This window comes from Flavobacterium sp. CF136, from assembly GCF_000282055.1.
In the GTDB taxonomy this organism is placed as follows: Bacteria; Bacteroidota; Bacteroidia; order Flavobacteriales; family Flavobacteriaceae; genus Flavobacterium.
The window spans coordinates 149402-174821 of record NZ_AKJZ01000012.1; the positions used below are offsets into that span (position 1 = coordinate 149402).

At 34.8% G+C, this 25420-nt stretch carries 27 protein-coding genes; 17 read left to right on the top strand and 10 right to left on the bottom strand.

Annotated features, from left to right (window positions below; genetic code table 11):
* Positions 1-4 precede the first annotated feature (4 nt).
* The 7 genes from PMI10_RS05520 (at position 5) to PMI10_RS05550 (ending at position 8219) form a co-directional block, all read left to right on the top strand.
* A complete protein-coding gene (locus PMI10_RS05520; protein ID WP_007805466.1) occupies positions 5-1096 on the top strand; it encodes an efflux RND transporter periplasmic adaptor subunit in 1092 nt (363 codons plus the stop codon).
* 8 nt (positions 1097-1104) lie between these two features.
* Positions 1105-4155 (top strand): efflux RND transporter permease subunit, encoded by a 3051-nt coding sequence (locus PMI10_RS05525; protein WP_007805468.1) that lies wholly within the window; start codon positions 1105-1107, stop codon positions 4153-4155.
* A 138-nt stretch (positions 4156-4293) separates the two neighbouring features.
* Positions 4294-5097: an SDR family oxidoreductase gene (locus PMI10_RS05530; RefSeq protein ID WP_007805470.1), complete on the top strand. Its 804-nt coding sequence runs from the start codon at positions 4294-4296 to the stop codon at positions 5095-5097.
* A gap of 21 nt (positions 5098-5118) precedes the next feature.
* On the top strand, positions 5119-6090 hold the full coding sequence (locus PMI10_RS05535; RefSeq protein WP_202948178.1) for an alpha/beta fold hydrolase: 972 nt from the start codon (positions 5119-5121) through the stop codon (positions 6088-6090).
* A 5-nt stretch (positions 6091-6095) separates the two neighbouring features.
* Positions 6096-7121, top strand: coding sequence for an NAD(P)/FAD-dependent oxidoreductase (locus PMI10_RS05540; protein ID WP_007805474.1), 1026 nt, complete (start codon positions 6096-6098; stop codon positions 7119-7121).
* Between the two features lie 71 nt (positions 7122-7192).
* The gene (locus PMI10_RS05545; RefSeq protein ID WP_007805475.1) at positions 7193-7651 is read left to right on the top strand and encodes a methyltransferase family protein; all 459 of its coding nucleotides are present in this window, start codon (positions 7193-7195) and stop codon (positions 7649-7651) included.
* A 130-nt stretch (positions 7652-7781) separates the two neighbouring features.
* Positions 7782-8219 carry a PaaI family thioesterase gene (locus PMI10_RS05550; RefSeq protein ID WP_007805477.1) on the top strand — a complete coding sequence of 146 codons (438 nt, stop codon included), beginning with the start codon at positions 7782-7784 and terminating at the stop codon, positions 8217-8219.
* Between the two features lie 187 nt (positions 8220-8406).
* On the opposite strand, the gene PMI10_RS05555 is transcribed toward PMI10_RS05550, so the two are convergent.
* A complete protein-coding gene (locus tag PMI10_RS05555) occupies positions 8407-8814 on the bottom strand; it encodes a winged helix-turn-helix transcriptional regulator (RefSeq protein WP_007805479.1) in 408 nt (135 codons plus the stop codon).
* A 62-nt stretch (positions 8815-8876) separates the two neighbouring features.
* Here PMI10_RS05555 and PMI10_RS05560 point away from each other — a divergent pair, with 62 nt between their 5' ends.
* The 7 genes from PMI10_RS05560 (at position 8877) to PMI10_RS22190 (ending at position 14397) form a co-directional block, all read left to right on the top strand.
* Entirely contained in the window at positions 8877-9791 is a 915-nt protein-coding gene (locus PMI10_RS05560) for an alpha/beta fold hydrolase (RefSeq protein ID WP_238539444.1), read from the top strand.
* Position 9792: 1 nt separating this feature from the next.
* The gene (locus PMI10_RS05565; RefSeq protein WP_007805483.1) at positions 9793-10170 is read left to right on the top strand and encodes a DoxX family protein; all 378 of its coding nucleotides are present in this window, start codon (positions 9793-9795) and stop codon (positions 10168-10170) included.
* A 74-nt stretch (positions 10171-10244) separates the two neighbouring features.
* Positions 10245-11105: an alpha/beta fold hydrolase gene (locus PMI10_RS05570; RefSeq protein WP_007805485.1), complete on the top strand. Its 861-nt coding sequence runs from the start codon at positions 10245-10247 to the stop codon at positions 11103-11105.
* A gap of 487 nt (positions 11106-11592) precedes the next feature.
* Positions 11593-12630, top strand: a complete 1038-nt coding sequence (locus PMI10_RS05575) for an SDR family NAD(P)-dependent oxidoreductase (protein ID WP_007805487.1) — start codon at positions 11593-11595, stop codon at positions 12628-12630.
* Positions 12631-12687: 57 nt separating this feature from the next.
* Positions 12688-13518: a helix-turn-helix domain-containing protein gene (locus tag PMI10_RS05580; protein ID WP_007805489.1), complete on the top strand. Its 831-nt coding sequence runs from the start codon at positions 12688-12690 to the stop codon at positions 13516-13518.
* Positions 13519-13607: 89 nt separating this feature from the next.
* Positions 13608-13955, top strand: a complete 348-nt coding sequence (locus tag PMI10_RS05585; RefSeq protein ID WP_007805491.1) for an MmcQ/YjbR family DNA-binding protein — start codon at positions 13608-13610, stop codon at positions 13953-13955.
* A gap of 169 nt (positions 13956-14124) precedes the next feature.
* On the top strand, positions 14125-14397 hold the full coding sequence (locus PMI10_RS22190; protein WP_035631417.1) for a hypothetical protein: 273 nt from the start codon (positions 14125-14127) through the stop codon (positions 14395-14397).
* A 101-nt stretch (positions 14398-14498) separates the two neighbouring features.
* On the opposite strand, the gene PMI10_RS05595 is transcribed toward PMI10_RS22190, so the two are convergent.
* Positions 14499-15503, bottom strand: coding sequence for an NADP-dependent oxidoreductase (locus tag PMI10_RS05595; protein ID WP_007805493.1), 1005 nt, complete (start codon positions 15501-15503; stop codon positions 14499-14501).
* A 277-nt stretch (positions 15504-15780) separates the two neighbouring features.
* Here PMI10_RS05595 and PMI10_RS05600 point away from each other — a divergent pair, with 277 nt between their 5' ends.
* From PMI10_RS05600 to PMI10_RS05610, 3 genes are all read left to right on the top strand, one after another.
* Positions 15781-16209, top strand: coding sequence for a winged helix-turn-helix transcriptional regulator (locus tag PMI10_RS05600; RefSeq protein ID WP_007805495.1), 429 nt, complete (start codon positions 15781-15783; stop codon positions 16207-16209).
* A gap of 105 nt (positions 16210-16314) precedes the next feature.
* Positions 16315-17133, top strand: a complete 819-nt coding sequence (locus PMI10_RS05605; RefSeq protein WP_007805497.1) for an SDR family NAD(P)-dependent oxidoreductase — start codon at positions 16315-16317, stop codon at positions 17131-17133.
* A gap of 58 nt (positions 17134-17191) precedes the next feature.
* Complete coding sequence (locus tag PMI10_RS05610) at positions 17192-18088, top strand: helix-turn-helix domain-containing protein (RefSeq protein WP_007805500.1); 897 nt, start codon at positions 17192-17194, stop codon at positions 18086-18088.
* A 95-nt stretch (positions 18089-18183) separates the two neighbouring features.
* Here PMI10_RS05610 and PMI10_RS05615 read toward each other — a convergent pair whose 3' ends face one another.
* The 8 genes from PMI10_RS05615 to PMI10_RS05650 all read right to left on the bottom strand — a co-directional run bounded on the left by PMI10_RS05615 (position 18184) and on the right by PMI10_RS05650 (position 25278).
* Positions 18184-19326, bottom strand: coding sequence for an aldo/keto reductase (locus PMI10_RS05615; RefSeq protein WP_007805502.1), 1143 nt, complete (start codon positions 19324-19326; stop codon positions 18184-18186).
* Between the two features lie 395 nt (positions 19327-19721).
* A complete protein-coding gene (locus PMI10_RS05620; protein ID WP_007805504.1) occupies positions 19722-20327 on the bottom strand; it encodes an NAD(P)H-dependent oxidoreductase in 606 nt (201 codons plus the stop codon).
* Between the two features lie 28 nt (positions 20328-20355).
* Positions 20356-20961 (bottom strand): NAD(P)H-dependent oxidoreductase, encoded by a 606-nt coding sequence (locus PMI10_RS05625; RefSeq protein ID WP_007805508.1) that lies wholly within the window; start codon positions 20959-20961, stop codon positions 20356-20358.
* Positions 20962-21000: 39 nt separating this feature from the next.
* Positions 21001-21693 (bottom strand): NAD(P)H-dependent oxidoreductase, encoded by a 693-nt coding sequence (locus PMI10_RS05630; RefSeq protein WP_007805511.1) that lies wholly within the window; start codon positions 21691-21693, stop codon positions 21001-21003.
* A 132-nt stretch (positions 21694-21825) separates the two neighbouring features.
* On the bottom strand, positions 21826-22698 hold the full coding sequence (locus tag PMI10_RS05635; protein WP_007805513.1) for a helix-turn-helix domain-containing protein: 873 nt from the start codon (positions 22696-22698) through the stop codon (positions 21826-21828).
* Positions 22699-22719: 21 nt separating this feature from the next.
* Positions 22720-23559 (bottom strand): SDR family oxidoreductase, encoded by an 840-nt coding sequence (locus PMI10_RS05640; RefSeq protein WP_007805515.1) that lies wholly within the window; start codon positions 23557-23559, stop codon positions 22720-22722.
* Between the two features lie 144 nt (positions 23560-23703).
* A complete protein-coding gene (locus PMI10_RS05645) occupies positions 23704-24570 on the bottom strand; it encodes a helix-turn-helix domain-containing protein (RefSeq protein WP_007805520.1) in 867 nt (288 codons plus the stop codon).
* A 174-nt stretch (positions 24571-24744) separates the two neighbouring features.
* The gene (locus PMI10_RS05650) at positions 24745-25278 is read right to left on the bottom strand and encodes a YceI family protein (protein ID WP_007805522.1); all 534 of its coding nucleotides are present in this window, start codon (positions 25276-25278) and stop codon (positions 24745-24747) included.
* Positions 25279-25420: the final 142 nt, after the last annotated feature.

The window sequence follows — 25420 nt, forward strand, 5'->3', positions numbered from 1 at the left end:
GATCATGAAATCAAAGATTCACGAATACCAAAAAAACAATTTTACACTTATGAGTAATAAATCAATAATTATTTCCCTATTCGTATTACCTCTCTTCTTCGCTTGCAAAGAAGAAAAAAAAGCACACACACCTTTTGAAGCTGCAGATGTTATTTCCATTAAAACTGCAACTGCTGAATCTTTGGCACTTACAAATAATATAAGTGCATCAGGATTGGTAACAACAGAAAATCAAGCCAATTACTCGTTCAAAATTGGTGGAGTTATCAACCATATTTTTGTGGAAGAAGGACAGTTTTTCAAAAAAGGACAACTTTTGGCAACTTTAGACGCAACCGAAATCGGTTCAGGCCTGAATCAATCTGATTTGAATGTTAAGAAATACGAGCGTGATTATACCCGGGCTTTAAACCTTTATAAAGACAGCGTATATACTTTAGAGCAGCTTCAAAACACAAAAACAGCTCTTGACATTGCCAAAAAACAGAAAGATGCTGTTGCTTTTAATGCCCGTTATGCAAAAATTTATGCCACAGCCGATGGTTTTGTTACTTCAAAAATTGCCAATGAAGGTGAAGTTGTGAGTGTAGGATCTCCAATTTTGGCAATAAACGAAACCCGCCAAAACAACAATTATTTGCTAAAAGTCGGCCTGACAGACCAAGAATGGGCAGCTGTAAAAATAGGTCAAAAAGCAACTGTTACCCTTGATGGCTATCCTGACGAAAGCTTTGATGCCTCTGTTTTTAGAAAGTCGCAAGCGGCAGATGCTGCATTGGGTTCTTTTCAGGTAGAATTAAGACTGAATATGAAAAACAGCAAGCCGGCAGTTGGTATGTTTGGAAAGGCAGAAATTAAAGCAGATAAAGCCGAAGATTTTATCATCATTCCTTATAATTCACTTATTGAAGCCGACGGAAACAAAGCCTTTGTATTTACCGTAGAAAACAACAAAGTAAAACGCCAGCCTGTTACGATTAATAAATTTGAAAAGGACAAGGTATCTATCAAAGACGGACTTCAAAAAACCGATCAAATAGTTATTTCCAACAGTGCTTATCTCAACGAACAATCAACTATCAAAATCATTAAATAACGAATCGTATGAAAATTACAAACTTTTCCGTTAAGAATTATCAGTTCACACTGATTCTGGCGCTATTAGTCGCTGTGGTAGGGGTCCTTACCTTATTCACAATGCCAAGATCTGAAGATCCGTCAACACATCCGCCACAATATTTGATTACCGTTATTTATCCCGGTACGAGTCCAAAAGATATGGAGGAACAAGTCGTAAAACCTATTGAAAATAAGATTTACGGATTAGAAAATATCGAAAAAATACTAACAACCGTAGAAGATGGTGTAGCCGCTTTTCAGGTAAAATTCAAATACGGAGTCGATATTGATAATAAATATCAGGAAATATCTACTGAAATGAATGCCCTCAAGAGTAGCGAACTTCCGAAAGATATTTATCAGATAAAAACCGAAAAAATTTCGTCTTCGGATGTGAAAATTCTTCAGGTAGCCTTGGTTTCCGAAAATGCATCCGACAAAAAATTGCGTGATGAAGCAGATAAACTAAAGGCAAAAATTGAAAAAATAACCAATCTTAAAGAAGTGAAATACTCAGGAATTCCGGAACAGGAAATCCGGGTGGATCTGAATTTGGAAAAATTAGCACAATTAAAAATTCCATTAAATATAGTAATGGGAAGTTTACAAAGTGAAGCTGCCGATATTCCTGGTGGAAGTATTGATTTGGGCACCAAAGTATTCAACGTAAAAACAAGTGGTAAATTCAAAAATGCAGATGATGTTGCCAATACGGTGGTTTACAATGCCAACGGAAAAATCATCTATATGAAAGATGTAGCCGAAGTAAACTATAAATCTGAAGTTGTAAATCATATCACCAGAATTAACGGACACCGATGCGTTTTGGTTACTGCCGGAATGAAAGACAATGTAAACATTAGCGATGTTCAAAAAGAATATTTGCCACTAATAGATGCATTTTCTAAAGATTTGCCTGCTAACATCAAACTAATAAAAAACTTTGACCAGGCCGATATGGTATCAAGACGTTTGGGGCATTTAGGTTTTGATTTTGGTTTAGCTATTCTTTTGGTTGTTATCACATTGATACCGTTAGGAGGGAGAGCATCTATTATCGTAATGATATCCATCCCTTTATCTTTGGCTTTAGGGTTAATTGCAATGAATGCTTTAGGATATTCCTTAAACCAATTAAGTATTGTTGGGTTGGTGGTCGCTTTAGGATTGCTGGTCGACGACAGTATTGTGGTTGTCGAAAACATTGAACGTTGGCTGCGTGAAGGACATTCTAAAATGGATGCCGTTTTAAAAGGAACAAAGCAAATTGGTATTGCTGTTGTAGGTACTACGGCTACTTTGGTTATAGCCTTTATACCACTGGCCTTTCTTCCAGATATGGCAGGTGAGTTTCTCCGAAGTTTGCCTATGGCGGTTATCACCAGTGTATTGGCTTCTATGATTGTGGCGCTGACATTGGTTCCGTTTTTGGGAAGCCGATTTTTAAAAACACACGAACACGGTGAAGGAAACATCTTTCTTCAATATTTGCAAAAGTTTCTTACCAGAGCTTACAGGGATATTATGCCAAAAGCATTGAAATTTCCAAAAACTACGATTGCCATTTCTCTATTTTTAAGTGTTATAGCGTTTGGATTGTTTTCGGTAGCCGGATTTAAATTGTTCCCAACTTCGGAAAAACCTATGTTTTTAATCAACATAAAAATGCCTCTTCAAGCTAATATTTCGGAAAGTGACAGGGTAACAAAATTGGTGGAAAAAGAATTGAAAAACCACAAAGAAATTGTGTATTTCACTTCAAATGTGGGACACGGAAATCCGCAGATTTACTACAACGTGCATCCACAGGACAGAAAATCTGATTTTGCCCAAATTTTCGTGCAATTGGACGATGAAGCAAAACCTTCAGATAAAACCAGTCTTATACAAGAATTGCGTGAAAAATTTAAAACGATGCCTTATGCTAAAGTGGAGGTAAAAGATTTTGAACAAGGGCCACCATTGGAAGCTAATATCGTAGTGCGATTATTCGGCGAAGACCAAGCGGTTTTACGTAAGTTATCTTCTCAGGTAGAAACTATCCTGAGAAATCAGGAAGGAACAGTTTATATCAATAACGAGTTGAATACCTATAAAACCGATGTCAAAGTAAAGATTAATAAAGAAAAAGCGAGAACATTGGGCGTACTGACCAGTGAGGTCGATAAAGTAATTCGACTTGCTGTTGCCGGTTTAACAGTTGGAGATTATATAGATGACCGTGGAGATGCAAGAAACGTGACCATTACTTTACCAAGGGATAAGTTTTCTAATCTTGATGCATTGAAAAATTTATATGTAAATAATGTTCAGGGAACACCAATTGCATTGAATCAAATTGCAACAGTATCTTTTGAAACTGCACCAACAGCCATAAACCACTTTAACAAATCGCCTTTTTCAAAAGTCAGTGCGATGACAAAAGATGGTTATTTAGCAAATGACCTGCTGGTAGATATTATACCAAAATTGGATAAACTTGAAATGCCAAAAGGTTATTATTACAAACTATCCGGAGAAAAAGAATCAGAAGGTGATGCTTTGGGAGGTAACTTTCTTTCTGTAATTATATTGAGCACGTTCTTATTTATTGCTGTTTTATTGCTTCAATTTAAAACATTTAAAGGAATCATTATCGTAATGTCAATCATTCCGTTAGGTATTTTAGGAGGTGTATTATTTTTAATAGCATCTGGGAATCCAATGTCGTTGGTTTCTATAATCGGTTTCATTGGATTGTCGGGAATTCAGGTCAAAAACTCCCTTCTTCTGGTCGATTTTACAAATCAATTAAGACAAGAAGGAAAGTCCATTGACGAAGCGATTGCTATTGCAGGTGAAACTCGTTTTCTTCCGGTAGTTTTAACATCAGTTACCGCAATCTGTGGTTTGATTCCGCTGGCGGTGAATCCTAATCCTCAAATATCTCCATTGGCGATTGTGCTAATTGGCGGACTTATAAGTTCAACAATCCTTGCAAGAATTGTAACACCGGTAATGTATAAACTAATACCGCCAAACTTAGAAAAACTATAAATAAACCATTTAATTAGTAAAGACATTTACAACTAATAAACCACACAGAAATATAAAATAAAAAAAGCTGCATAGTCAAAACATCTTCAAAAGGTATAAAAAACTATGTTTCTGTGTGGTTAAAAAAAATAAAATAAGATGAAAAAAACAATTTTAATTACAGGAGCATCATCAGGTTTTGGATTAATGTTAGCAAACAAGTTGCACACAGAAGGACATAATGTAATTGGTACTAGTAGAAATGCAGAAAAACTGCAAGCCACAGTTCCTTTCAAGGTATTGTCTTTAGATGTTACAAATGAAAAATCGATAGAAGAATTTACAAAGCAATTATTTGAAACCGTAAAACAATTAGATGTTCTGGTGAATAATGCGGGTTATATGCTCATTGGATTAGCAGAGGAAACTTCAACAGAGGCAGGGAAACTTCAATTTGAAACTAATTTTTGGGGAACAGTAAATGTAACAAAAGCAATTTTGCCTTATTTCAGGAAACAAAAGTCTGGTCAAATTGTTACAGTTAGCTCAATGATGGGGCTTTTATCTTTACCTATGCACCCAATATATGCTGCATCCAAACATGCCTTAGAAGGATTCTTTAAGTCATTGCGTTTTGAGGTAAGCCAATTTAATATCAAGGTTAGTATGGTAGAGCCTATGTGGGCAAAAACAAATATTGGCACAAATATGATTGCTATTGATGAAAATATAACAGAATACAGGAACTATAAAGAGCAAGTGAATAAGTATATCAAAAATGGTTTGGCAAATGGAGATGAGCCTTCTCTAATAGTGAACAAAATTATTAAAGTGATAAATGCTAAAAATCCAAAATTCCGAAACATCGTAGGAAAAATGGCAGGAATGGTACTATTCCTTAATAATTACGCCTATACACAGTTTGAAGGAGCAATATATAAAAGTGTAAAAACAGCAAAATAAATCATCCTAAATATGAATACAATGGAGAAAATTCCTAACGAATCAGAACAAGGTGAATCCATATCAAAAAGCAAAGACATCGTCTCTCATCCAACGACTCCTGAAAAAGAGATGACACACATGGAGTTCGAACACGTCACCTTCGACCTGCCACACGGCACCTTTCACGCGCTGCAGGGTGGTGATCCCAATGGTCAACCAACTGTCTTCTTGCACGGCTTTCCAGACCATCCGCCGACCGCAAGGCTCTTCCTGGCCGAGCTCGGCCGTCGCGGACGTTACGTCGTCGCACCTTGGCTTCGCGGTTACTCTCCGTCCCCGACCGCTGGGCCGTTCGACTTTGTATCCCTCACCAGCGACGTGCTCGCACTAATCGACCGCTGGTCTCCGGGACGGCCTGTGGAGTTGATTGGTCACGACTGGGGCGCCCTGATTACATACGATGCCTGCGTCACAGCACCGGAGAAGATTGTACGTGCGGTCGCGCTCGGAATCCCTCACCCACTCACGTTCATGAGCAGGCTAACGCACCTGGCTCAGCTACGCCGGAGTTGGTACATGGGGCTTTTTCAACTGCCAGGAAGCGGCTGGGTAGCCACCGCCCGCGATCTCTCCCTCATCGACCACCTCTGGCGTCAGTGGTCGCCAGGCTTCTTGCTCGATCCTGCTCTCAAGGCGGAGTTACATGAGCACCTGCGGGCGAGCATGCCTGCACCTCTTAAGTACTACCGGGCGATGTTGCGACCTGGCATGCTTGGGGCGACGCGACGCATGTCTAAGCCGATCAAGGTGCCCCTGTTGCAGCTTTACGGTGCCAACGACGACTGCATCCTCCCCGCGCAGGTTGACGACCGACATCGGTTCGCCGCCCAGCATGCAATGGAGGTCGTCCCAGACACCGGCCACTTCCTTCACATCGAGGCACCCGAGGCGATCGCGGAACGGATCGCGGTATGGAGCCTTGCAACTTTAAGAAACGGCACAGATCTATAAAACAAATGACTGAAGCGAAAAAAATATCAAGACGAGAACTGATAAAACAAGGTGGACTTGCTTTATCAGTTTTAGCTTTACCTTTACCATTAACATCATTTTTAAATTTTAATGAAATGACAGATAACAAAAATTTTGACGTAATCATAGTTGGCGGAAGCTATGCAGGACTTTCGGCAGCAATGTCTTTGGGACGGGCATTAAGAAATGTTCTAATCATTGACAGCGGTTTGCCTTGTAACCGACAAACACCACATTCACATAACTTCATTACGCAGGACGGAGAAAAACCAGGCGTTATTGCGGAAAAAGCAAAAAGAGAAGTGTTGAAATACGACACAGTAAAATTCGTAACTGACCTTGCCGTTAATGGAACGAAAACCGATAAAGGATTTGAGATTTCAACGCAATCAGGGAAAGTATTTTCAGCTAAAAAACTCGTTTTTGCAACAGGCTTAAAAGACACAATGCTAAAAATTGATGGATTTTCTGAATGTTGGGGGATCACCGTAATTCATTGTCCCTATTGCCACGGATATGAAGTAAAGAATCAAAAAACAGGGATATTGGCAAATGGATATGGTGCATTTCATTTGGCCCGGCTCATTCGTAACTGGACAAAGGATTTAACCCTATTTACCAATGGAAAATCGGAATTGACGCAAGAGCAAACCGATGAAATCAAAAGGCACAATATTTCAATAGTTGAAAAGGAAATCACTTCATTGAAACACAAAAACGGTGTTGTTGAAGAGATAATTTTTTCAGACAATTCAAGTTTTGAATTGGAAGCTATCTATTCAAGACCTCCTTTTGAACAACATTGTAAAATTCCCGAATTATTGGGTTGTGAATTGACAGAACTGGGACTTATCAAAGTAGATGGATTTCAGCAGACAACTGTGGATAATATATTCGCTTGTGGAGACAGTACCAATCCTGTTCGTGCTGTATCATATGCTGTATCGACAGGGAATAATACAGGAGTATTCTTAAATAATGCAATGACAGAAGAAGATTTTTCAAAATAACAATAATAGCTGCATATAATCTGCGGCTGGCGTTAACCGTCAGCAGCAAGCAATTTTTAAATCAAATCAGCATGAAAACTTCAATACCCCGCATACCCCCTCCAATTCATTTACTTGTAGGATTAACTGCGATGATACTACTCAGTTCATTTGTTCCAATCGGACATTGGTTAGTTTTTCCTTGGAGATACATAGGAATTATAATAATTGTTCTTGGATTTTCTCTTGCTATTGGAAGTGGCATGTTCTTTCGAAAATTTGGCACAGATCCTCGCCCAGGTAACCGGGCATCCCTAATTGTAACAAAAGGGCCATTCAAGTTTACAAGAAATCCGATGTACCTGGGATATATCACTATACTTATTGGCACTTCAATACTTTTAGGAACATTTTCCCCTCTCATAGTAATCCCAATCATTTTTTTAATACTTCACACGCAATTTGTACTTCGAGAAGAGAAATGGATGGAAGAATGGTTTGGCAAGCCATACTTAGAATATAAGAAGAAAACCCCAAGGTGGCTAATTTAAGAAAAATACCTGCCTCTAATACAGGACAAAGTACACAACAGCACATCCATAATAAATTAATTAAAAAAGCAAAAGAGGCATTAACGACTACGAAGCTTTAGACTTTTTGGGAAATTAAATAGAAAATAAAATGGAAAAGAAAAGACTTCAGCTACTTCAAAGTTTCATTGGAAAACCATTTTCAGGAAGCCCGTCCCCATTCGCCAAATGGCTAAATGGTACGGTGATTTCTATTGATGAAAATTCAGTTGAATTTCAATTTGAGGTAAGAAAAGAGATGACTAATCCAGCCGGGACACTTCACGGTGGAGTTATTTGTGGAATGTTTGATGATTGTATCGGTGTAAATTTTATGATTTTAGGTACAGAAAATTTCTTCCCTACAATTAATCTAAACGTGGAATTTTTTAGTTCGGTAAAAGAAGGAGATACTGTAATAGTAAAAACAAATGTTGTAAAAAGAGGAAAATCTGTAATCAATGTAAAAGCTGATATGTTTAGCTCAAAAAGAATTATAGCTTCCGCTACTTCAAACCTTGTTATAAGTGAAATGAAGATAATCATGTAGGCATGTTTTACATAAATCTCATCGATTATAATTAAACTTTTAATATCATGAGTAGAATATTTACTGTTTATCAATTATTTTTAATTTTTAAATAAAAGCAATAAATTTCTAAAGAATTTATTAGTTCAAAAAAAATACGAAACTATTTGTTTCGTATTTTTTTTTTGACAATATCAAACAAGAATACTTAATTTTCAAGTTTGTTTGTTGTAACTGCAATAAATCCAATTTTATCCTTTTTTATAGTTTCAATCATTTCTTTTTTGTCATCAGGAATTTTATCATATTTATCAAACCACAAATGCATTTCAATTATAATAGGTAATAAATCAATCCCTTTTTTTGTCAGCTTGTATAATACTTTTGCTTTGCTGTTTGGATGCTCTAATTTCTCGATAACTTTATTCTCCTCTAACATAAGTAGCCTAGAAGCTAATATATTAGTTGCAATTCCTTCTTCCGATTTCAAAAAATCACCATAAGTACATTCTTTAGCGGATAATAAATCCCTAATAATTAAGAAAGACCACTTATCACCAAACACGTCTAAAGTGCTGCTAATTGGGCAATCAGACCTTTTTTTTACTTCTTTCATAAAAATAATTTAAAAATTACTTGCATATTGCAAGTAATTATATTTATATTTGTACTTGCAAAATGCAAGCAAATTTAAAAATAATTTTTGAAACAATGGAATTAATAGAACAATTAAATAATGATAAAATGAAAAAAAACGCATTAACAGCAGAAACTCAATATGCAAATATTGATAATAAACAAATTGCTTACCGCAAATTTGGGAATGGCACTCCGATAATTTTAGCAAATCGATTTAGAGGTACATTAGATACTTGGGACCCTCTTTTCCTTGATTTATTAGCAGAAAAAAATACGGTAATTACTTTCGACTATTCAGGTATTGGCTACTCCGAAGGTGAGTTACCCCTTAATTTACATGAAGTAGCAGCAGAAGTTGTGAAAATAGCAGATTACCTAAACTATGATAAATTTATTGTAGGAGGTTGGTCTTATGGCGGTTTAATTTCACAGTACACTACTTTTTTATATCCTGCAAGAGTATTAGGTACAATAGTAATTGGTAGTAATCCAATGGGTAAAAATGAAGTCCCTCTTTCTTCATTATTTTTGGAAAAAGCTTTAAAGCCAGATTATGATTTAGAAGATATAATTACACTATTCTATGAACCAACATCTGAAAAGAGCCGAGTAGCGGCTCAAGAATCAGCAGTTCGTATTGCTCAAAGACTTGACCAATCAAAAGTGCCAGCTACTCCCGAAATATTCCAACGTTATTTTGCCGTTACCACTCAATTAGAAGAAGATGCAGATAATTTCAGAGAAGCATATAAAACGTTACAAACACCTGTGTTAGCTATTTCTTCCGATAATGATATATCATTTGCAGTAGAAAATTGGTTTCCGCTTTTAAAAAATGCTCCAACACTGCAACATATAATTTTACAAGATTCCGGACATGCACTGCATTACCAATACCCTGAGTTGACCACAGCTTATATTAATGCATTTATTAATTCTATAAACAAAAAATAAAATGAAAAAAGACAAAATTATTTACTGGGCAACAACTGGTTTATTTAGTGCATTAATGTTTATGAATGCATACATGTATTTTACAGCCCCTAAAATGATAGAAGGTTTTAGACACTTAGGCTTTACTGACTTTTTCAGAAAAGAACTTGCAATAGCTAAAATAATAGGAGCCATTGTATTACTTGTCCCTGCCTTTCCAAGTAAAATAAAGGAATGGGCTTATGCAGGTTTTGGCATTACTTTTATTGCTGCCGCACTTGCACATTATGCAGCCAACGATCCAACTACAAACATAGTAATGCCACTTTTCTTCTTGGTATTCCTTTTCGTTTCAAACTTTTATTTTTCTAAAACAACTAATAACAACCATAAATATTAATACATTTATTAATTCTATAGACAAGAAATAAAATGAAAAATATATTTTTTCTAACAATTTTAATGCTCTTAAAAATGACAACATCAAATGCACAAAGTGTAAACTATTCTTACGCAACAGTTCCCACTCAGTTTGTGGAAGCTAACGGAATAAAATTCGCTTATCGTTCTTATGGAAAAGCAGGCGATATACCCGTAATTTATTTCAATCACTTAACAGCAAACCTTGATAATTGCGACCCAAGAATTATGGATGCAATTGCGGCACACCGTCAAATTATTTCCTTTGACTATCGTGGCGTTGGTGCAACAACTGGCAAGCAAGGAACAAGTATTCCTGATATGGCAAAAGACGGCATTGCATTTATTCACGCTTTGGGCTACAAACAAGTAGATATTTTGGCATTTTCAATGGGTGGCTTTATTACGCAAGAAATACTTTTGACAGAACCTACTTTGGTTCGTAAGGCCATACTGGCAGGTACGGGTCCAAGAGGTGGTGAAGGCGTGAGTGATGTGGTCGGATTAACTTACAAGGATATTTTTAAAGGACTATTTACATTCAGAGACCCTAAATTTTATTTATTCTTTACACAAAATAAAGTAGGTAAGGATGCTGCCCGTGATTTTCTGAAACGATTAAAAGAAAGAACAGAAAACCGTGACAAAAAAGTAAAATTAAGTGTTTTGAAAGCTCAACTAAAAGCCATTGAAACATGGGGGCATGAACAGCCAGCCGATTTGAGTGTTTTCAAACTTCCTGTATTTATTGCCAATGGCGATGCAGACAGAATGGTGCCAACACCAAACTCTCATGATATGGCAAAGCGTTTTCCTAATGCTATTTTAAAAATATATCCAAACTCTGGTCATGGTGGTATTTTTCAATACTACAAAGAGTTTATACCACAAGCTATTGAGTTTCTAAATAAATAGTAAGATGAAAAAAACATATTCTTATGTTTCAAGTGGTCGAGCAAAAGGAAAGGTTGTTATTAAAATAAAATAACAAAAATCATTAAAAAGCATATTTCTTAAATCATTTTTACTTAAACATAAAAAACACGAAATTATCATTTCGTGTTTTTTGCATACATTAAAATAAAAAAATAACAATTTAGCTTTCAAGCATCTTAGTTACATTTTCTATAAACCCTCCTTATATCTTTCTTAGCAATTTCTTTCATTATTATCTCTTTTGGAATTATTAAATGAAGCCTTTCTATTTGAATAAACTAATGTTACATTGGCTTATTCAAAAATGATTATGCAAAAGTTAAAGTCATTATAAAAGTTAAATATTTAATCTATCAAAATTTCAAAACCAAAACCGCCCTTTTAAACAAAGCGATTCGGTCTTTAGAACAAAACTGCACAACAAAACGCTGAATATCTTTGTCTCATTAAAAATTAATTTAAAAAAATGGAACAAACAAATTACAAAGGAGCATTTCAGAAACCAATTGGCTCTGGCTTCAACGCAAAATCAACCACTACAGATGTTATTAAAGGGATTGACCTTACAGGCAAAATTGCAATCGTTACAGGCGGTGATGGAGGTTATGGTTTAGAAATCACCAAAGCATTAACTTCAGTAGGCGCAACGGTTATCATTCCTGCTAGAAATATTGAAAAAACAATGGAAAATCTGAAAGGAATTTCCAATGTAGAAGTAGAAGCATTAAACTTGACAGAACCTACTTCTATTGACGCTTTTGCAGCGAAGTTTTTAGATTCTGGAAGACCATTGCATTTGCTTATTAACAATGCTGGCATTATGTGGACACCGTTACACCGGGACCAAAATGGAAACGAAGGACAATTTTCTACCAATCATTTAGGACATTTTCAACTTACAGCAAAACTTTGGGATGCATTAAAAAAAGCAAAAGGAGCAAGAGTGGTAAATGTTTCGTCATCGTCACACCATTTCTCACCTATTCTTTTTGATGACATAAACTATAACACAAAAGAGTACGACAAATTTAAAGCTTATGGACAATCCAAAACAGCAAATGTACTTTTTGCATTAGAATTAGACAAAAGAGGACAACAATTTGGCGTTCGAGCTTATTCATTGAATCCTGGCTTGAGCCTGGAAACCAATTTGGGTAAACATTTAACCTTTGAAGATTTTATTACTTTAGGCATTTTACATCCTGATGGAACACCTAACACTGAAGCAGAAGAAGCGATGAAAAAAATACAAAAAACGAAGGAACAAGGAGCTGCAACAACGGTATGGGCTGCAACGAGTCCTCAGCTTCAAAACATCGGAGGTGTGTATTTAGAAAATGTTGAAATTGCTCAATATGATGAGGCTAATTATGATAGTATTGCTGCAGCCTATAAAAGCCCTGCCGGATTTGCTGGTATAGCACCATTTGCATTGGATACAGAATCAGCTCAAAAACTTTGGACTATAAGTGAAAAAATGACTCAGACAAGATTTGATATATAAATTTAAATAATGAGGCTCATCAATTTGAGCCTCAATTGTTTTTTTTAACTTTGCACTATGCCAACAAAACAAACAAATACTAACGCTGAAATAGTTTTCACTTGTAGCGAAGCGTCATTCTATAATACCGAAATAATAGCAGAAGAGCATTCCATTGTTCGCGTGCTGTCGGGCGAATTAAAAGTGATTCAGTCAAATAAAACCTATGTTTTTGGAGTAGGTGAAACGTATCTGTTTCCGAGAAATCGACTAGCTACTTTAATAAAATCCCAAAAAGACGGATTGCCTTACAAAGCCATTGTCGTAAAACTAACCCAAGACGTTTTGAGAGTTTTTTACGAGCAAAAAAAAATACAAGTCAATTTGGTTTCTAAAACCGATTGCATTATTCCATTGCCCAAAAGCCTCTTGCTCGATAGTTTTTTCAGTTCGATGCTGCCATATTTTGATCTGGACTACAAATTGCCGCAGGAACTTTCCCAATTAAAAATTCAGGAAGCGATTACCGTTTTACGCTCCATAAACAAAGATATTGATAACGTTTTGTCCGACTTTTCGGAACCACATAAAATCAACATTGTTGAATTTATGGAACATAATTATATGTTTAATATGCCAATTGAAAAATTTGGCTACTTAACCGGGCGAAGTTTAACGACTTTTAAACGCGACTTTAAAAAGGCATTTAATACCACTCCGCAAAAATGGCTGACAGAAAAACGTTTGGAACTTGCCCGTTATCAACTGATAAAAAAACACAGAAAACCTATTGACGTATTTTATGAAGTTGGATTTGAAAATTTATCACATTTCTCTTTTGCTTTTAAAAAACAATTTGGACAGTCGCCAACAGAATTAGTTAGTCAAAAAGATAATACCAGTCGCTAATAAAGCATAGATGTAAGTATTGAGAAACTGGATAATCAGATGGTTTAATTAAAAAAATCAAAGTATATATTCTTTGAAAATCATTAGATATGGACATTGAAAAATTCAGATTATTTTGCTTATCACTTCCTGATACAGATGAGGGAATGCCTTTCCAAGGTTTTTTTCTCAATTCCCGTTCCATACTGGTTTTTTATGTTCACAGTAAAATGTTTTGTTTACTAGATATAGATAATTTTGAAAGCTGCACTATAAAATGTCATACTGATAAAATAGAGGAGTTGAAAGACAAGTACCTTGCTGTTGCAAATCCATTCAATCTTAGTAAAAAACATTGGATAAGCGTGGGATTTGACAAGGATCTTTCGGATGAAAAAATACTTAAATTAGTAGAGGATTCTTATGAATTAGTCAAGAAAAATCCTAAAAAAAACTAATTTATAAGTTGGGTTCTTATACACCTTTAAAAACAATTCGGATAGTCACCAACAGAACTATCCGAACGAAAAACAAATACCAGCCGCTACAGCAGTTTGCAAAATGGCGGGTTTAGTGCAAAACTCAAGGCAGTTCTTCAATTGAACTTTTGTACAAAACTGAACATTTGTGCTTCGATTTCCACCACTTCACCAAGCTGCAAAACGCAGTGTAAACACAATTATTAAAATCATTGATTCCAAAAACCCAAAATTCAGTTATCCAGTTGGCAAAGGAACATCAATGATTCTCACTTTGCAACGATTTGCACATAACGCTTTTGAAAATGTTGTTTTAAAAGGAATAAAAAATCAAAATAATACGGAAAACAAAAGACTTCAACTACTTCAAAGTTTCATTGGAAAACCATTTTCAGAAAGCCCGTCTCTTTTTACCAAATGACATTGGAAAATAAACTGCAAAGTTATTTCAATCTAAAGGCTGGCGCAAATGTTAGCCGTCACCCTATGAGCGACGGTTCAAACACTCAGCAAACAGGCAAATTACTTGATCTTTACAACAACTTTTCCTTTGGCACGACCAGTTTCAACATAAGCCATTGCTTCGTTAGTTTGTTCAAAAGGAAACACTTTATCAATTATTGGACGGATTTTTCCTGCTTCAATCAAAGCTGTAATTTCGCTTAACTGTTTGCCTTCTGGTTTCATAAACAAAAACTTAAAATTGACATTCAATTTTTTTGCTTTTCGTCTTACAGAAAAACTCAGCAAATTGGTGAGCATTTGTAAATGCCAACCCAAACCAATTTCTTTGGCAAATTCGGCTGTTGGCGGACCTGTAAGAGAAACCAATGTACCACCTTGTTTCAAAATTTTCAAAGAATTTTCAAGCACTTTTGCATCTTTATTACTATGTAGCACAACATCATAATCTTTTAAAATATTGACAAAATCTTCTTTTTTGTAATCAATTACTAAATCAGCACCCAAACTTTTAACCCATTCAATATTTGTTGTGCTTGTAGTGGTAGCAACATAAGCACCAATATGTTTTGCCAGTTGAATAGCAAATGTACCAACACCGCCAGAACCTGCCTGAATAAATACTTTTTGACCCTTTTTGAGTTTTGCAATTTTAACAAGTACTTGCCATGAAGTAAGCCCAACCACAGGAATAGAGGCAGACTCTTCCATTGAAAGATTTTTCGGTTTTAAAGCCAAATCATTTTCATTTACAGCAATATATTCTGCAAAAGTGCCAATTTTAAAATCAGATGGTCTTGCATAAACTTCATCGCCAACTTTAAATTTAGCAACCTTTGCACCTACTTTTATAACAACACCTGCCATATCCTGTCCATTGACAAAAGGTGTTTTGTAGGGCAGAAATATTTTAAAGTCACCATTTTTAAGAAGTGTATCTGACAAGTTTATGGCTGCTGCATTGATTTGAACCAATACTTCATTTTCATTTACTGTTGGTTCTGACCAATCAGTTAAATGTAATTTTTCTTTTTTTCCGTAGCGTTTTACTATGAATGCTTTCATTTTTATTTAAATTTTGATTAATGATTTTTCAAATGTTTTATAAGCGAAATACTGAATTGTCAAAAACAACAAAACACCTTTGCCAACAAGATGGCTGAATTTTGGTCTTCTATCAAACCAAAGCCTGGCGAAGCAAATTAAAATTGTTTGTTTCTTTTTATACTTTGATTATTTATTTGTAAATTTACTTTCGTTTTGCAAGTGTAAAAATATAAAATTACTTTCAAAACGAAAGTAATTATTTTACATTATTTTTAAGAAGTTTATAAATAAGAGAATGAAAACAGTTAAAAAAAGATCCCAATGCCCAATCAGTTGTTCACTTGACATCTTTGGCGACAAGTGGTCGTTATTGATTATTAGAGATATGATGTTCGCTAATAAATCAACTTATGGTGACTTTTTAAAATCAGCAGAAGGTATAGCGACAAACATTTTAGCATCAAGACTTCAAAGTTTAGAAGATAACAAACTCATCGAAAAGTTAGAACACCCGGACAGTAAGGCAAAAGTGTTATATAAACTTACTCAAAAGGCAATAGACTTATTACCAATAATTGTAGAAGTTCATTTGTGGGCAGAAAAGTATTTGGACATTCCAGCCGACTTAAAAGTAATGATAAAGGAAGCAAAGAAAGACAAGAACGAATTTATTAAGGTAACGACACGACAATTAAAGAAACAAATTGCACCCTTATGTAAATAAATTATGTTTCGTTAAAACGTTCCATTATTACCCACTTTTGTATCATAATCGATAGCGGTAATTAACGGAGATTTGCCTTGATATTAAAACAATAAAATTATTACAATGAAAAAAACAATTTTTATAACAGGTGCATCCCGTGGATTGGGGAAAATTTGGACTGAAGCATTTTTAAAACGTGGCGACAATGTTGTAGCAACAGTAAGAAATACAGAATCACTAAAGGATTTGGCGTCAGAATATCAGCAAAATTTATTGGTCCTGCAATTAGATGTAACTGATAAAAAAGCATCCTTTGAAGCAGTTTCAAAAGCAAAAAGCCATTTTGGAGCAATTGATGTATTGATTAATAATGCGGGATACGGGCATTTTGGTGCTATTGAGGAATTGGAAGAGCAGGAAATCCGTGCACAGTTTGAGACTAATGTACTTGGATTGATTTGGGTTACTCAGGCAGTTATTCCTATTATGCGTGAACAAAAATCAGGTCATATCATTCAGGTTTCAAGTGTTTTGGGCGTTATTGCATTACCTACTTTAGGGATTTACAGTGCTTCTAAATTTGCTGTTGAAGGCCTGACTGAATCTTTAGCTGCTGAAGTTGCAGGTTTCGGAATCAAAGTCACTCTTGTAGAACCAAATGGCTATGAAACCGATTTTGGCGTATCTTCTGCAGTACAAAGTAAATCTTTGCCACAGTATGATGCTGTAAAAACAGCACTTCAGGAAGGAAACAAAAAAGAAGATTATGGTGTACCTGAAGCAACTTCAGAAGCTGTTTTAAAACTGGTAGATGCCGAAAATCCTCCGTTAAGATTGCTTTTAGGCAAAGCTGGTGTACAATGGACTAAATACGCTTATGCCGAACGTTTGAAAACCTGGGAAGAGTGGCAGGACGTTTCTGAGGCGGCACATGGAAAATAAAGTTTAAATTTGCAGAATCCGATTCGTCGGGTTCTGCTTTTCTTTTAAAATTAAACAGATGAATCATTTCGATAAAATAAGTAGTTACAATCAGGCTATCGGACTTAAAGCTCCCGAGCATCCGTTGTTTTATATTTCCCGGGGCAATAAAGAATGTTGTAGTGTTAGGAAGGAAACTGAATTTACGGCTGATTTTTATATCATTATTTTCAAAAAGGTCGAGTCGGGAAGCATGCAATACGGAAAAACAAAATACGATCATAACCGGGGAAAAATGTCATTCATTAAACCAAGGCAGATTACCGGATGTAAAAACATTCGTTTAGAGGAAGATTGTTTTACAATTCTTATTCACGAAGATTTTTTATCCGGAACAGCTATGCATAATGAAATCAAGAAATATGCTTATTTTGAATATGAAGTAAATGAAGCCTTGCACCTTTCGCCAAGTGAAGAAGAAACAGTTTGGAATCTGGTGTATGCGATGGAAAAAGAATACCACAATAACGTTGATGATTACAGCAAGACCATTATTCTCAGTCATTTTGATACGATGCTTAAATATGCACAGCGCTTTTACAAAAGACAGTTTATCAATCGTGAGGAATTATCCGGGGCAACATTTACCAGGTTTAATGATATTCTTTCTTCGTATTTTGATAATAGAAAAAATAATGATTCAGGACTTCCTACGGTAAGTTATATGGCTGAAAAACTAAATATTTCTCCACGTTATTTGAGTGATATGCTAAAACAGGAAACCGGAAAAACTGCTTTGGAACTTATTCATCTTTATTTGATTTCAGAAGCAAAAAACTTATTGAAAGAGGGAAAAATGAATATTACCGAAATTTCTGTTTCTCTGGGGTTTGAAAATGCTACGTACTTTTCCCGTTTGTTTAAAAAAGAAGTTGGAATCCCGCCAAATATATTCAGAGAGCAAAGTTTAAATTAATAATTTAACACCTTTTAAAATCATTTCTGCTTTCCATCAATTTCGAATAAAAGCCTTCAAAATTAATGATTTTGAAGGCTTTTTAAATTCAAATTTTACTGGCAAAAAGTCATCTGCATTGTATTCATTCTGCCGCCATGTACTTTCAGTTTTGAGAATTCATTTTCTAATTCCTGAAAATCGGACGCTGTTAATTGAATGTTGGCCGCACCTAAATTTTCATTAAGATGTGGAATATTTCTTGTTCCGGGAATTGAAACAATAAAAGTTTTTTTTGCCATTAACCAAGCAAGTGCAATTTGCGAAACTGTTGCATTTTTGTCCGATGAAAATCGGTTTAAAAGATTCACAATCGGCATATTAGCCGCTAAATTTTCAGGAGTAAAACGGTCAAATGCAGAACGCAAATCCAATTTATTATCAAAAGGAGTCTGTGCATTCAGCTTTCCTGTCAGATAACCTAATCCTAGGGGTCCCCATGGAACAAAACCGATTCCTAATTCTTCGCAAATATCCAAAACTCCATTTTTCTCAACACTACGCTCCATAAAGGAATACTCTGACTGGATGGCGGAAACGGGCTGTACTAAATGTGCTTTGCGAATGGTCGCAGTATTGGCTTCCGATAAACCAAAGTGCAAAACTTTCCCTTCTTTTATTAAATCCTTTACCGCTCCGGCAACATCTTCTATAGGGACATTTGGGTCAACTCTATGTTGATATAAAAGGTCAATATGATCCGTTTTAAGTCGTTTCAATGATTCTTCAACTACTTTCCTGATGTGTTCCGGCCTGCTATTTAAAGTAATCTGTGAAGCCCCAATCTGAAAACCAAATTTTGTAGCAATAGCTACCTTATTTCTGAATGGGGATAAAGCTTCACCCACAAGGGTTTCATTTGTATAAGGACCGTAAACTTCTGCAGTATCAAAAAGCGTAACACCATTTTCATAGGCTTTACGAATGGTTTTAATACCTTCTTCCGGTCTTGCAGGTGCACCATAATTAGCACTTATACTCATGCAGCCTGCTCCCAATGCTGATACTTTCAATTTTCCGAGATTTCTCGTACTCATTTTATTATTTTTATCGCTGTCCGTATTATCTATTTCTAAAGGGTTGACAGATGAAGACATTAGGCCAGGTGCAAGCAGTACTCCAATTCCGCCAAAAGCACTCTTTTGAAGAAATTTTCTCCTTGGATTTCCACTGATGTTATTACTTTCGTGATCTTTCATTTTCTAATGTTTAGTTTAAAATTTAAATCTAATTTTTAGGTATAAGATTACTCCATTTTATGATAATTAGGCTACTGCTATTTGGAATAGGAATATATATTAATTCGCTCGACTTATCGTAATATAAGTCTGCGGTACCTCTTGTGTTATCACTTATTGTATGAGTAGTCGAAGTGTTTTTCCGGAAATCATATACAAATACATTTTCGTTGGTCCAATCATCTGTTATAAATTTGTATCGTCTATTAATTCCATTTTGAAATTTCTTTTTTATGATTGTTCCATCTGAAGATAATTCCGTCAGCTGATAGTATTTCCTTTTGTTTAATACTTTTTTAATCCACGTTTGGTAGCCAGATGCTCACAAAAAATTATTTCTTATAGTTCTTTCTCAGTTATATCCCCAAAACTTCTGCCAAATGAACCGGATATTTTTCAAGGTCTTTGGCAATATCGCTGCTTCTGAATATATCAAAACAATTGTAACTGTCTACAATATCGTAGCCTGAAAAACGGTAGTTACTTGTAATGGGTAAATAAATATCTGTCACTCCTTTTCCTTCAAATGTCTTATTTGCAGGATTGTCAAATGATTCAGCTGGTGCATTCCAGGTGGCACATATCATAAACCTTTTTCCTTGCATCAGTCCGCCGGAACCATATTGTTTTGTAGTGTCTTCTCTTGTTCTGCCATCACCGAGGAGTAATTTTTTACTTGCAAAACCACTATTAAATACTTCGTCAACATATTTTTTGTAAATCCAGGGTGCCCCAAACCAATTTACAGGGGTTTGGAGAATCACAATATCTGCTTCAAAATGTTTTTCTACTTCTTCGTCAGCATTGTATCCGTCTTCAATTTTTGTTTCTAAAACTTCAAAACCTTTTGTTTCAAAAAAATCTTTTGCTTTTTGAATAAATGAATTATTTAGGGTTCCCTCTGTCCAGCCGGCATAGGTTAAGTGTGTATTAATGAGCAATACTTTTTTATTGTTTTCCATCGTATTATTGGTGTTTTTTTGTATTGTTTTATAAGTTTAAAACTTTTTCCAGGTGAGAAGGATAATTATTAAGATCATTCGTAATATCTCCTTCTTTATAAATATCAAAGCAATTATAATCGGACAAAGTTTCGGCACCACAAAAGCGATAATTACTTGTTATTGACAGGAAAAATTCTGCTGTGCTTTTACCTTCAAACAATTTTTGCTCAGGATTGTCAAATGCTTCTGCCGGAGCATTCCAGGTGGCACATATCATAAACTTTTTTCCCTGTAAAAGCCCGCCTGTACCATATTGTTTTGCTGGATCTTCAGGTGTTCTGCCGTCACCTGTTAAGAATGATTTACTAACCAGTCCGCTATTGAATACTTCGTCAACATACTTTTTGTATATCCACGGTGCACCAAACCAATTTACAGGCATTTGCAAAATTACAATGTCAGCTTCCATATGTTTTTTTACTTCTTCGTCAACAGTGTATCCATTTTCAATTTTTGTTTCTAAAACTTCAAAACCTTTCGCTTCAAAAAAGTCTTTTGCCTTCTGAATAAATGAACTATTTAAGGTTCCTTCCGTCCAACCGGCATAGGTTAAATGAGTATTGATCAACAATACTTTTTTGTTATTTTCCATTGTAATTATTATGATTTAAATTGTCTTTTCTGAGTTAATTTATAAGCCTAAAACTTTTTTCAAGTGAATTGGATAATTCTCTAAATCCTGCTTGATATGAGTGTTGTGAAAAACATTAAAGCAATTATAGCCTTCAAGAATTTCAAAACCCGAAAAGCGATAATTGGTTGTGATATTAAAAAATACATCGGCTGGTTTTTTACCTTGAAATAAATATTGTGCCGGGTCATTAAAATCCTTTTCAGCAGCATTCCAGGTTGCAGAGATCATAAATTTTTTCCCTTGCATTTTTCCACCTGTTCCATATTGTTTGGAAGGGTCTGTTTCTGAACGTCCATCGCCCGAAATAAATTTTTTACTAAACATTGCGCTGGTAAAAACCTCATCGACATATTTTTTGTAAATCCAGGGTGTACTTATCCAGTTTACGGGAGTCTGCAGAATAATGATGTCGGCTTGCAAATGTTTTTCTACTTCTTCATCAATATTATAACCGCTCTCGACCTTTGTTTCCAAAACTTTAAAGTTTTGTGAAAGGAAGAATTCTTTAGCCTTATCAAAAAAAGCTTTATTTAGCTTACCTTCCGATAAACCCGGATAGGTTAAATGTGCATTGATTATTAATACCGTTTTGGGTTTAATTGCTGCTTTTGACGGTGTCGTTTGTCCAATTGATTTCATTCCGAATGATAACATCGTTATCAATGTTAGAAAAATGATTTTTATCTTCATTACTTGATCTATTTAATTATTAAACAAAGATATAGGCCGGAAAAAAAATTGAAGGAAACATTCTACCAATAAAAAAGAAACAAATTACTTATAAAAAAACACTTTGATAAAAGCGTTTTTTTAATGAACATACTATTCTTTGATTACTTGTAAACGATATTGTTTTGGTGCGAGGTTTAGCTGCTTTTTAAAAAATTTAGAAAAGTAGTTTGGGTATTCAAAACCAAGTGCATAAGCTATTTCTGTGGTATTTAAATCATTCCTTTTTTCGAGCATTTCTTTTGCTTTCACCATAACAAACTCGTGGATATTTTCAATCGCAGATTTTTGGGTAAAGTGTTTGATAATATCACCTAAATAGTTTGGTGTCAAGCCTAATTTTTCTGCAAAGTATTGAACCGTTGGGATCTGATTAACTGGCTGATTGTAATAATTGATCAGGAGCTGCTGAAATTCAGATACGATAGGACTATACTGTACAGGATTTGACAAAAATTGTCTTTTATAAAATGATTCCACTAAAGAAACTAAAACGTGAACATAAGAAAGTAATACTGATAAATTTTCTTTTCTGGTATCATAGTATTTCAGCATCAGACCAAAAATAGTCCTGATTTCCTGCTCTTCTTTTTCAAGTAGGAATAATGGTTCATGCTCTCCATAATCATAATAGTTTTTGAACAGAAAACGGTTATCATCAATGAATTTCTTAGAAAACTGTAAATAGATTCCATTGAATGCAGGTTCTATATCCCAACCGTTCAATACCTCAGGGCTATTGAAAAAAAGAGCAGTAACGGGTTTCTTTTTGTCCGGATTAAAGTCCGAAACAGATTTATCTATGAAATTGCTCTTGATCGAAATCCGGTAAAAATCAATTGACACAGATTCTGATTTTAAACGCATTTTGTTAACATCATAATACCCAATATCAATGTTGCTGTCTAAAGGTTTTGGTAATCCCAGGTATTTATTGAACGATTCAATGTCTTTGAACAATGTCATTTAGATTAATTTTAAATGTTATTAATCAAATGATAAAGAGGAAGACAAGTCACGGTAAGCATCTGCTTGTTCTTGCAGTTCTTTTATCTTTCTTTCTGCTTCCGCAATGCAGTCTGCACCTGCCATCCAACGTTTTGGAGGTTTGCTTTCACTGGCAATTTTAAGCAATGCTGCAGCCAATTTAGCAGGGTCTCCGCCTTGTGTACCGCTCACGCTTTCCCAACCCGGGCGAAGCATAGACGTACGTTCTGCGTAATCCGCTATTACATTTTCAGACCATGTTGTTGAAGATGGCTCCAATAAATTAGTTCTAAAAAAACCCGGATTTACAATAGTTGTATTGATTCCAAATGGAGCCACTTCCAACTGTAAAGATTCCATCCAGCCTTCTAATGCAAATTTAGAAGTAGCATAGGCAGTACAAAGTTCATACCCCATCAATCCGGCAGTAGATGAAATTGTTATAATGTGTCCTGATTTATTTTTTCTGAAAATTGGCAAAACAGCCCTTGTTACATTCATTGGACCAAATAAGTTAGTCGAGATTTGACGTTCTATCTGTTCCTGACTCAATTGCTCAAAAAAACCTGCGTAGAAATTACCTGCATTATTGACCAATACATCGATCCTTCCAAATTTCTCAATTGCAGCATTTATACCAACACTAATTTCTTGTGGATTTGTAACGTCCAGCTGAACCACCAATAAATTTTCGGAAGTGTCAGCAAATGCTTTTGTTACTTTACTTAAATTTCTGCCTGTTGCAACAACTTTGTTACCTGTAGCAAGTGCGGCTTTAGCAATTTCCAACCCTATTCCGCTGCTTGCACCGGTTATTAACCAAACTTTATTTTCTTTCATTGTGTTATGTTTTAAATTCATGACAAAGATAGAAGTTGGCTATTTTGGCAACGGAAACAGATTACCAATAAAAAAGAAACAAATTACTGATAAAAGAAAAAACGCTTCTTTTGAAAGCGTTTACTATTAACATGAACTCGATTATTATTTTATTTTATTAAGCTGCAGGCGATATTCTTTAGGACTGAACCCTACCATCTTTTTGAAAAATTTTGAAAAGTAATTGGGATATTCAAAACCTAAATCATAAGCAACTTCGGTGGTGTTCATTCCTTTGTTTTGTTCTATTAGTTCTTTAGCTTTTTTAATAACAAATTCATGAATATTTTCTATTGCAGATTTTTGGGTAAAATGCTTCATGATATCTCCTAAATAATTGGCTGTCAAACCTAATTTATCAGCAAAATACTGTACGGTTGGAAGCTGATTTACAGGCTGGTTGTAATAATCAATTAAACTTTGTTGAAAATCCGTTACAATCCTGCTGTACTGTTTTGGGTCGGTTGAAAACTGTCTTTTATAAAATGCTTCTACCAAACATATCAATACATTTGCATAAGAAAGCAGAACTCCAAAATCTTTTTTTCCGCCTTCATAATATTTAACCATTAATTCAAAAACAGCACTGATTTCGTGAACCTCATCTTCAGTTAAATATAAGGCTTCGTGTTGACCATAATCCAGATACGTTTTGAATAAGAATCTATTTTCTTCAATAACTTTTTTGGATAATTGCAAATACATTCCGGTATAAGTTGGTTCCGCATCCCATCCCGGTTCAATTACTAAATTTGGCGTGTTGAAAAAAACAGCGGAAAGCAACTCCGCATCAGGTGTAGATTTACTTCTGTATTTAATTTTAATTGAAATTCGGTAAAAATCCACCATTACAGGTTCTGAACACACTTTTATATTTGGAGGATCATAATAGCCAACATCAATATCGTTATCCAAAGGTTTAGGTAAACCAATCAATTCATTGAATGATATAAAATCTTTTAAGTAAATCATTTTGTGAAACTATTAGTTATTACCCGTTGATGTAATTGATTTAGCTCTTATTTGATATAAAAACAATAAATCAAAAGTATAAAATTGAGTAAAAACATCTTTATACTTTCAGAAATCAATGTCACCCTGAGCGGAGTCGAAGGCTTTCTAATATGCTACAATTACTATCAAAATTTAAATTTTAGTCACGGGTATTGATACAGTCAGTTTAATTTGATTAGATACTTTTTTAGACATTCCTTCCATTGTGCCAATTTTGTAATCCATTCTGTTTACACTAAAAGTACTTTTAAAAATGTTATTTACAAAAGTGAACGGAATGGTAATTTCTTTTTGAACTCCGTGCATAGTAAGATTTCCAACAACTAAATACCCATTGTTTGTTTTTGTAAATCGAGTTGATACAAAATTGATATTAGGGTATTTTTCCGCATCAAACCAATTGTCACCCCTTGCATGTCTGTTTTTTAACCAGTTTCCGGTTGCTATTGATTCTACTTCTACATTTAAAGAAAATTTAGAGCCTGATAAATCATTTTCATCAAAAGAAATACTTCCTTTTATTTTTTCAAACTTTCCTTCCGCACCGTTGCCGGAAAATTTAATGGAGTAACCATCTTTAATTTTCCAATCGATGGTTTTGCTGATTGTGAAGGCAGATAATAACAAAACCACTCCTGCCAAAACTATAAAACATATTTTTTTCATTTTTACTTTTTTTAATTGCTGAATACTATTTAAAACTTGTGTGGTGTAACTGATTGAAACTCTTATCTAAATATAAAAATAAATAGATCCAAAAATATAAATTTGAGTAAGACATCTTTATACTTCCAGAAATCATTGTCAT

Coding starts and splice junctions, on each gene's coding strand:
- PMI10_RS05570 (WP_007805485.1), top strand. CDS start 10,245: ATGACAACATCAAATGCACAAAGTGTAAACTATTCTTACGCAACAGTT.
- PMI10_RS05605 (WP_007805497.1), top strand. CDS start 16,315: ATGAAAAAAACAATTTTTATAACAGGTGCATCCCGTGGATTGGGGAAA.
- PMI10_RS05520 (WP_007805466.1), top strand. CDS start 5: ATGAAATCAAAGATTCACGAATACCAAAAAAACAATTTTACACTTATG.
- PMI10_RS05560 (WP_238539444.1), top strand. CDS start 8,877: ATGCAAGCAAATTTAAAAATAATTTTTGAAACAATGGAATTAATAGAA.
- PMI10_RS05550 (WP_007805477.1), top strand. CDS start 7,782: ATGGAAAAGAAAAGACTTCAGCTACTTCAAAGTTTCATTGGAAAACCA.
- PMI10_RS05610 (WP_007805500.1), top strand. CDS start 17,192: ATGAATCATTTCGATAAAATAAGTAGTTACAATCAGGCTATCGGACTT.
- PMI10_RS05585 (WP_007805491.1), top strand. CDS start 13,608: ATGGACATTGAAAAATTCAGATTATTTTGCTTATCACTTCCTGATACA.
- PMI10_RS05625 (WP_007805508.1), bottom strand. CDS start 20,961: ATGGAAAATAACAAAAAAGTATTGTTGATCAATACTCATTTAACCTAT.
- PMI10_RS05600 (WP_007805495.1), top strand. CDS start 15,781: ATGAAAACAGTTAAAAAAAGATCCCAATGCCCAATCAGTTGTTCACTT.
- PMI10_RS05620 (WP_007805504.1), bottom strand. CDS start 20,327: ATGGAAAACAATAAAAAAGTATTGCTCATTAATACACACTTAACCTAT.
- PMI10_RS05615 (WP_007805502.1), bottom strand. CDS start 19,326: ATGAAAGATCACGAAAGTAATAACATCAGTGGAAATCCAAGGAGAAAA.
- PMI10_RS05525 (WP_007805468.1), top strand. CDS start 1,105: ATGAAAATTACAAACTTTTCCGTTAAGAATTATCAGTTCACACTGATT.
- PMI10_RS05645 (WP_007805520.1), bottom strand. CDS start 24,570: ATGATTTACTTAAAAGATTTTATATCATTCAATGAATTGATTGGTTTA.
- PMI10_RS05565 (WP_007805483.1), top strand. CDS start 9,793: ATGAAAAAAGACAAAATTATTTACTGGGCAACAACTGGTTTATTTAGT.
- PMI10_RS05535 (WP_202948178.1), top strand. CDS start 5,119: ATGGAGAAAATTCCTAACGAATCAGAACAAGGTGAATCCATATCAAAA.
- PMI10_RS05580 (WP_007805489.1), top strand. CDS start 12,688: ATGCCAACAAAACAAACAAATACTAACGCTGAAATAGTTTTCACTTGT.
- PMI10_RS05630 (WP_007805511.1), bottom strand. CDS start 21,693: ATGAAGATAAAAATCATTTTTCTAACATTGATAACGATGTTATCATTC.
- PMI10_RS05530 (WP_007805470.1), top strand. CDS start 4,294: ATGAAAAAAACAATTTTAATTACAGGAGCATCATCAGGTTTTGGATTA.
- PMI10_RS05545 (WP_007805475.1), top strand. CDS start 7,193: ATGAAAACTTCAATACCCCGCATACCCCCTCCAATTCATTTACTTGTA.
- PMI10_RS05635 (WP_007805513.1), bottom strand. CDS start 22,698: ATGACATTGTTCAAAGACATTGAATCGTTCAATAAATACCTGGGATTA.
- PMI10_RS05595 (WP_007805493.1), bottom strand. CDS start 15,503: ATGAAAGCATTCATAGTAAAACGCTACGGAAAAAAAGAAAAATTACAT.
- PMI10_RS05650 (WP_007805522.1), bottom strand. CDS start 25,278: ATGAAAAAAATATGTTTTATAGTTTTGGCAGGAGTGGTTTTGTTATTA.
- PMI10_RS05555 (WP_007805479.1), bottom strand. CDS start 8,814: ATGAAAGAAGTAAAAAAAAGGTCTGATTGCCCAATTAGCAGCACTTTA.
- PMI10_RS05575 (WP_007805487.1), top strand. CDS start 11,593: ATGGAACAAACAAATTACAAAGGAGCATTTCAGAAACCAATTGGCTCT.
- PMI10_RS05640 (WP_007805515.1), bottom strand. CDS start 23,559: ATGAAAGAAAATAAAGTTTGGTTAATAACCGGTGCAAGCAGCGGAATA.
- PMI10_RS05540 (WP_007805474.1), top strand. CDS start 6,096: ATGACTGAAGCGAAAAAAATATCAAGACGAGAACTGATAAAACAAGGT.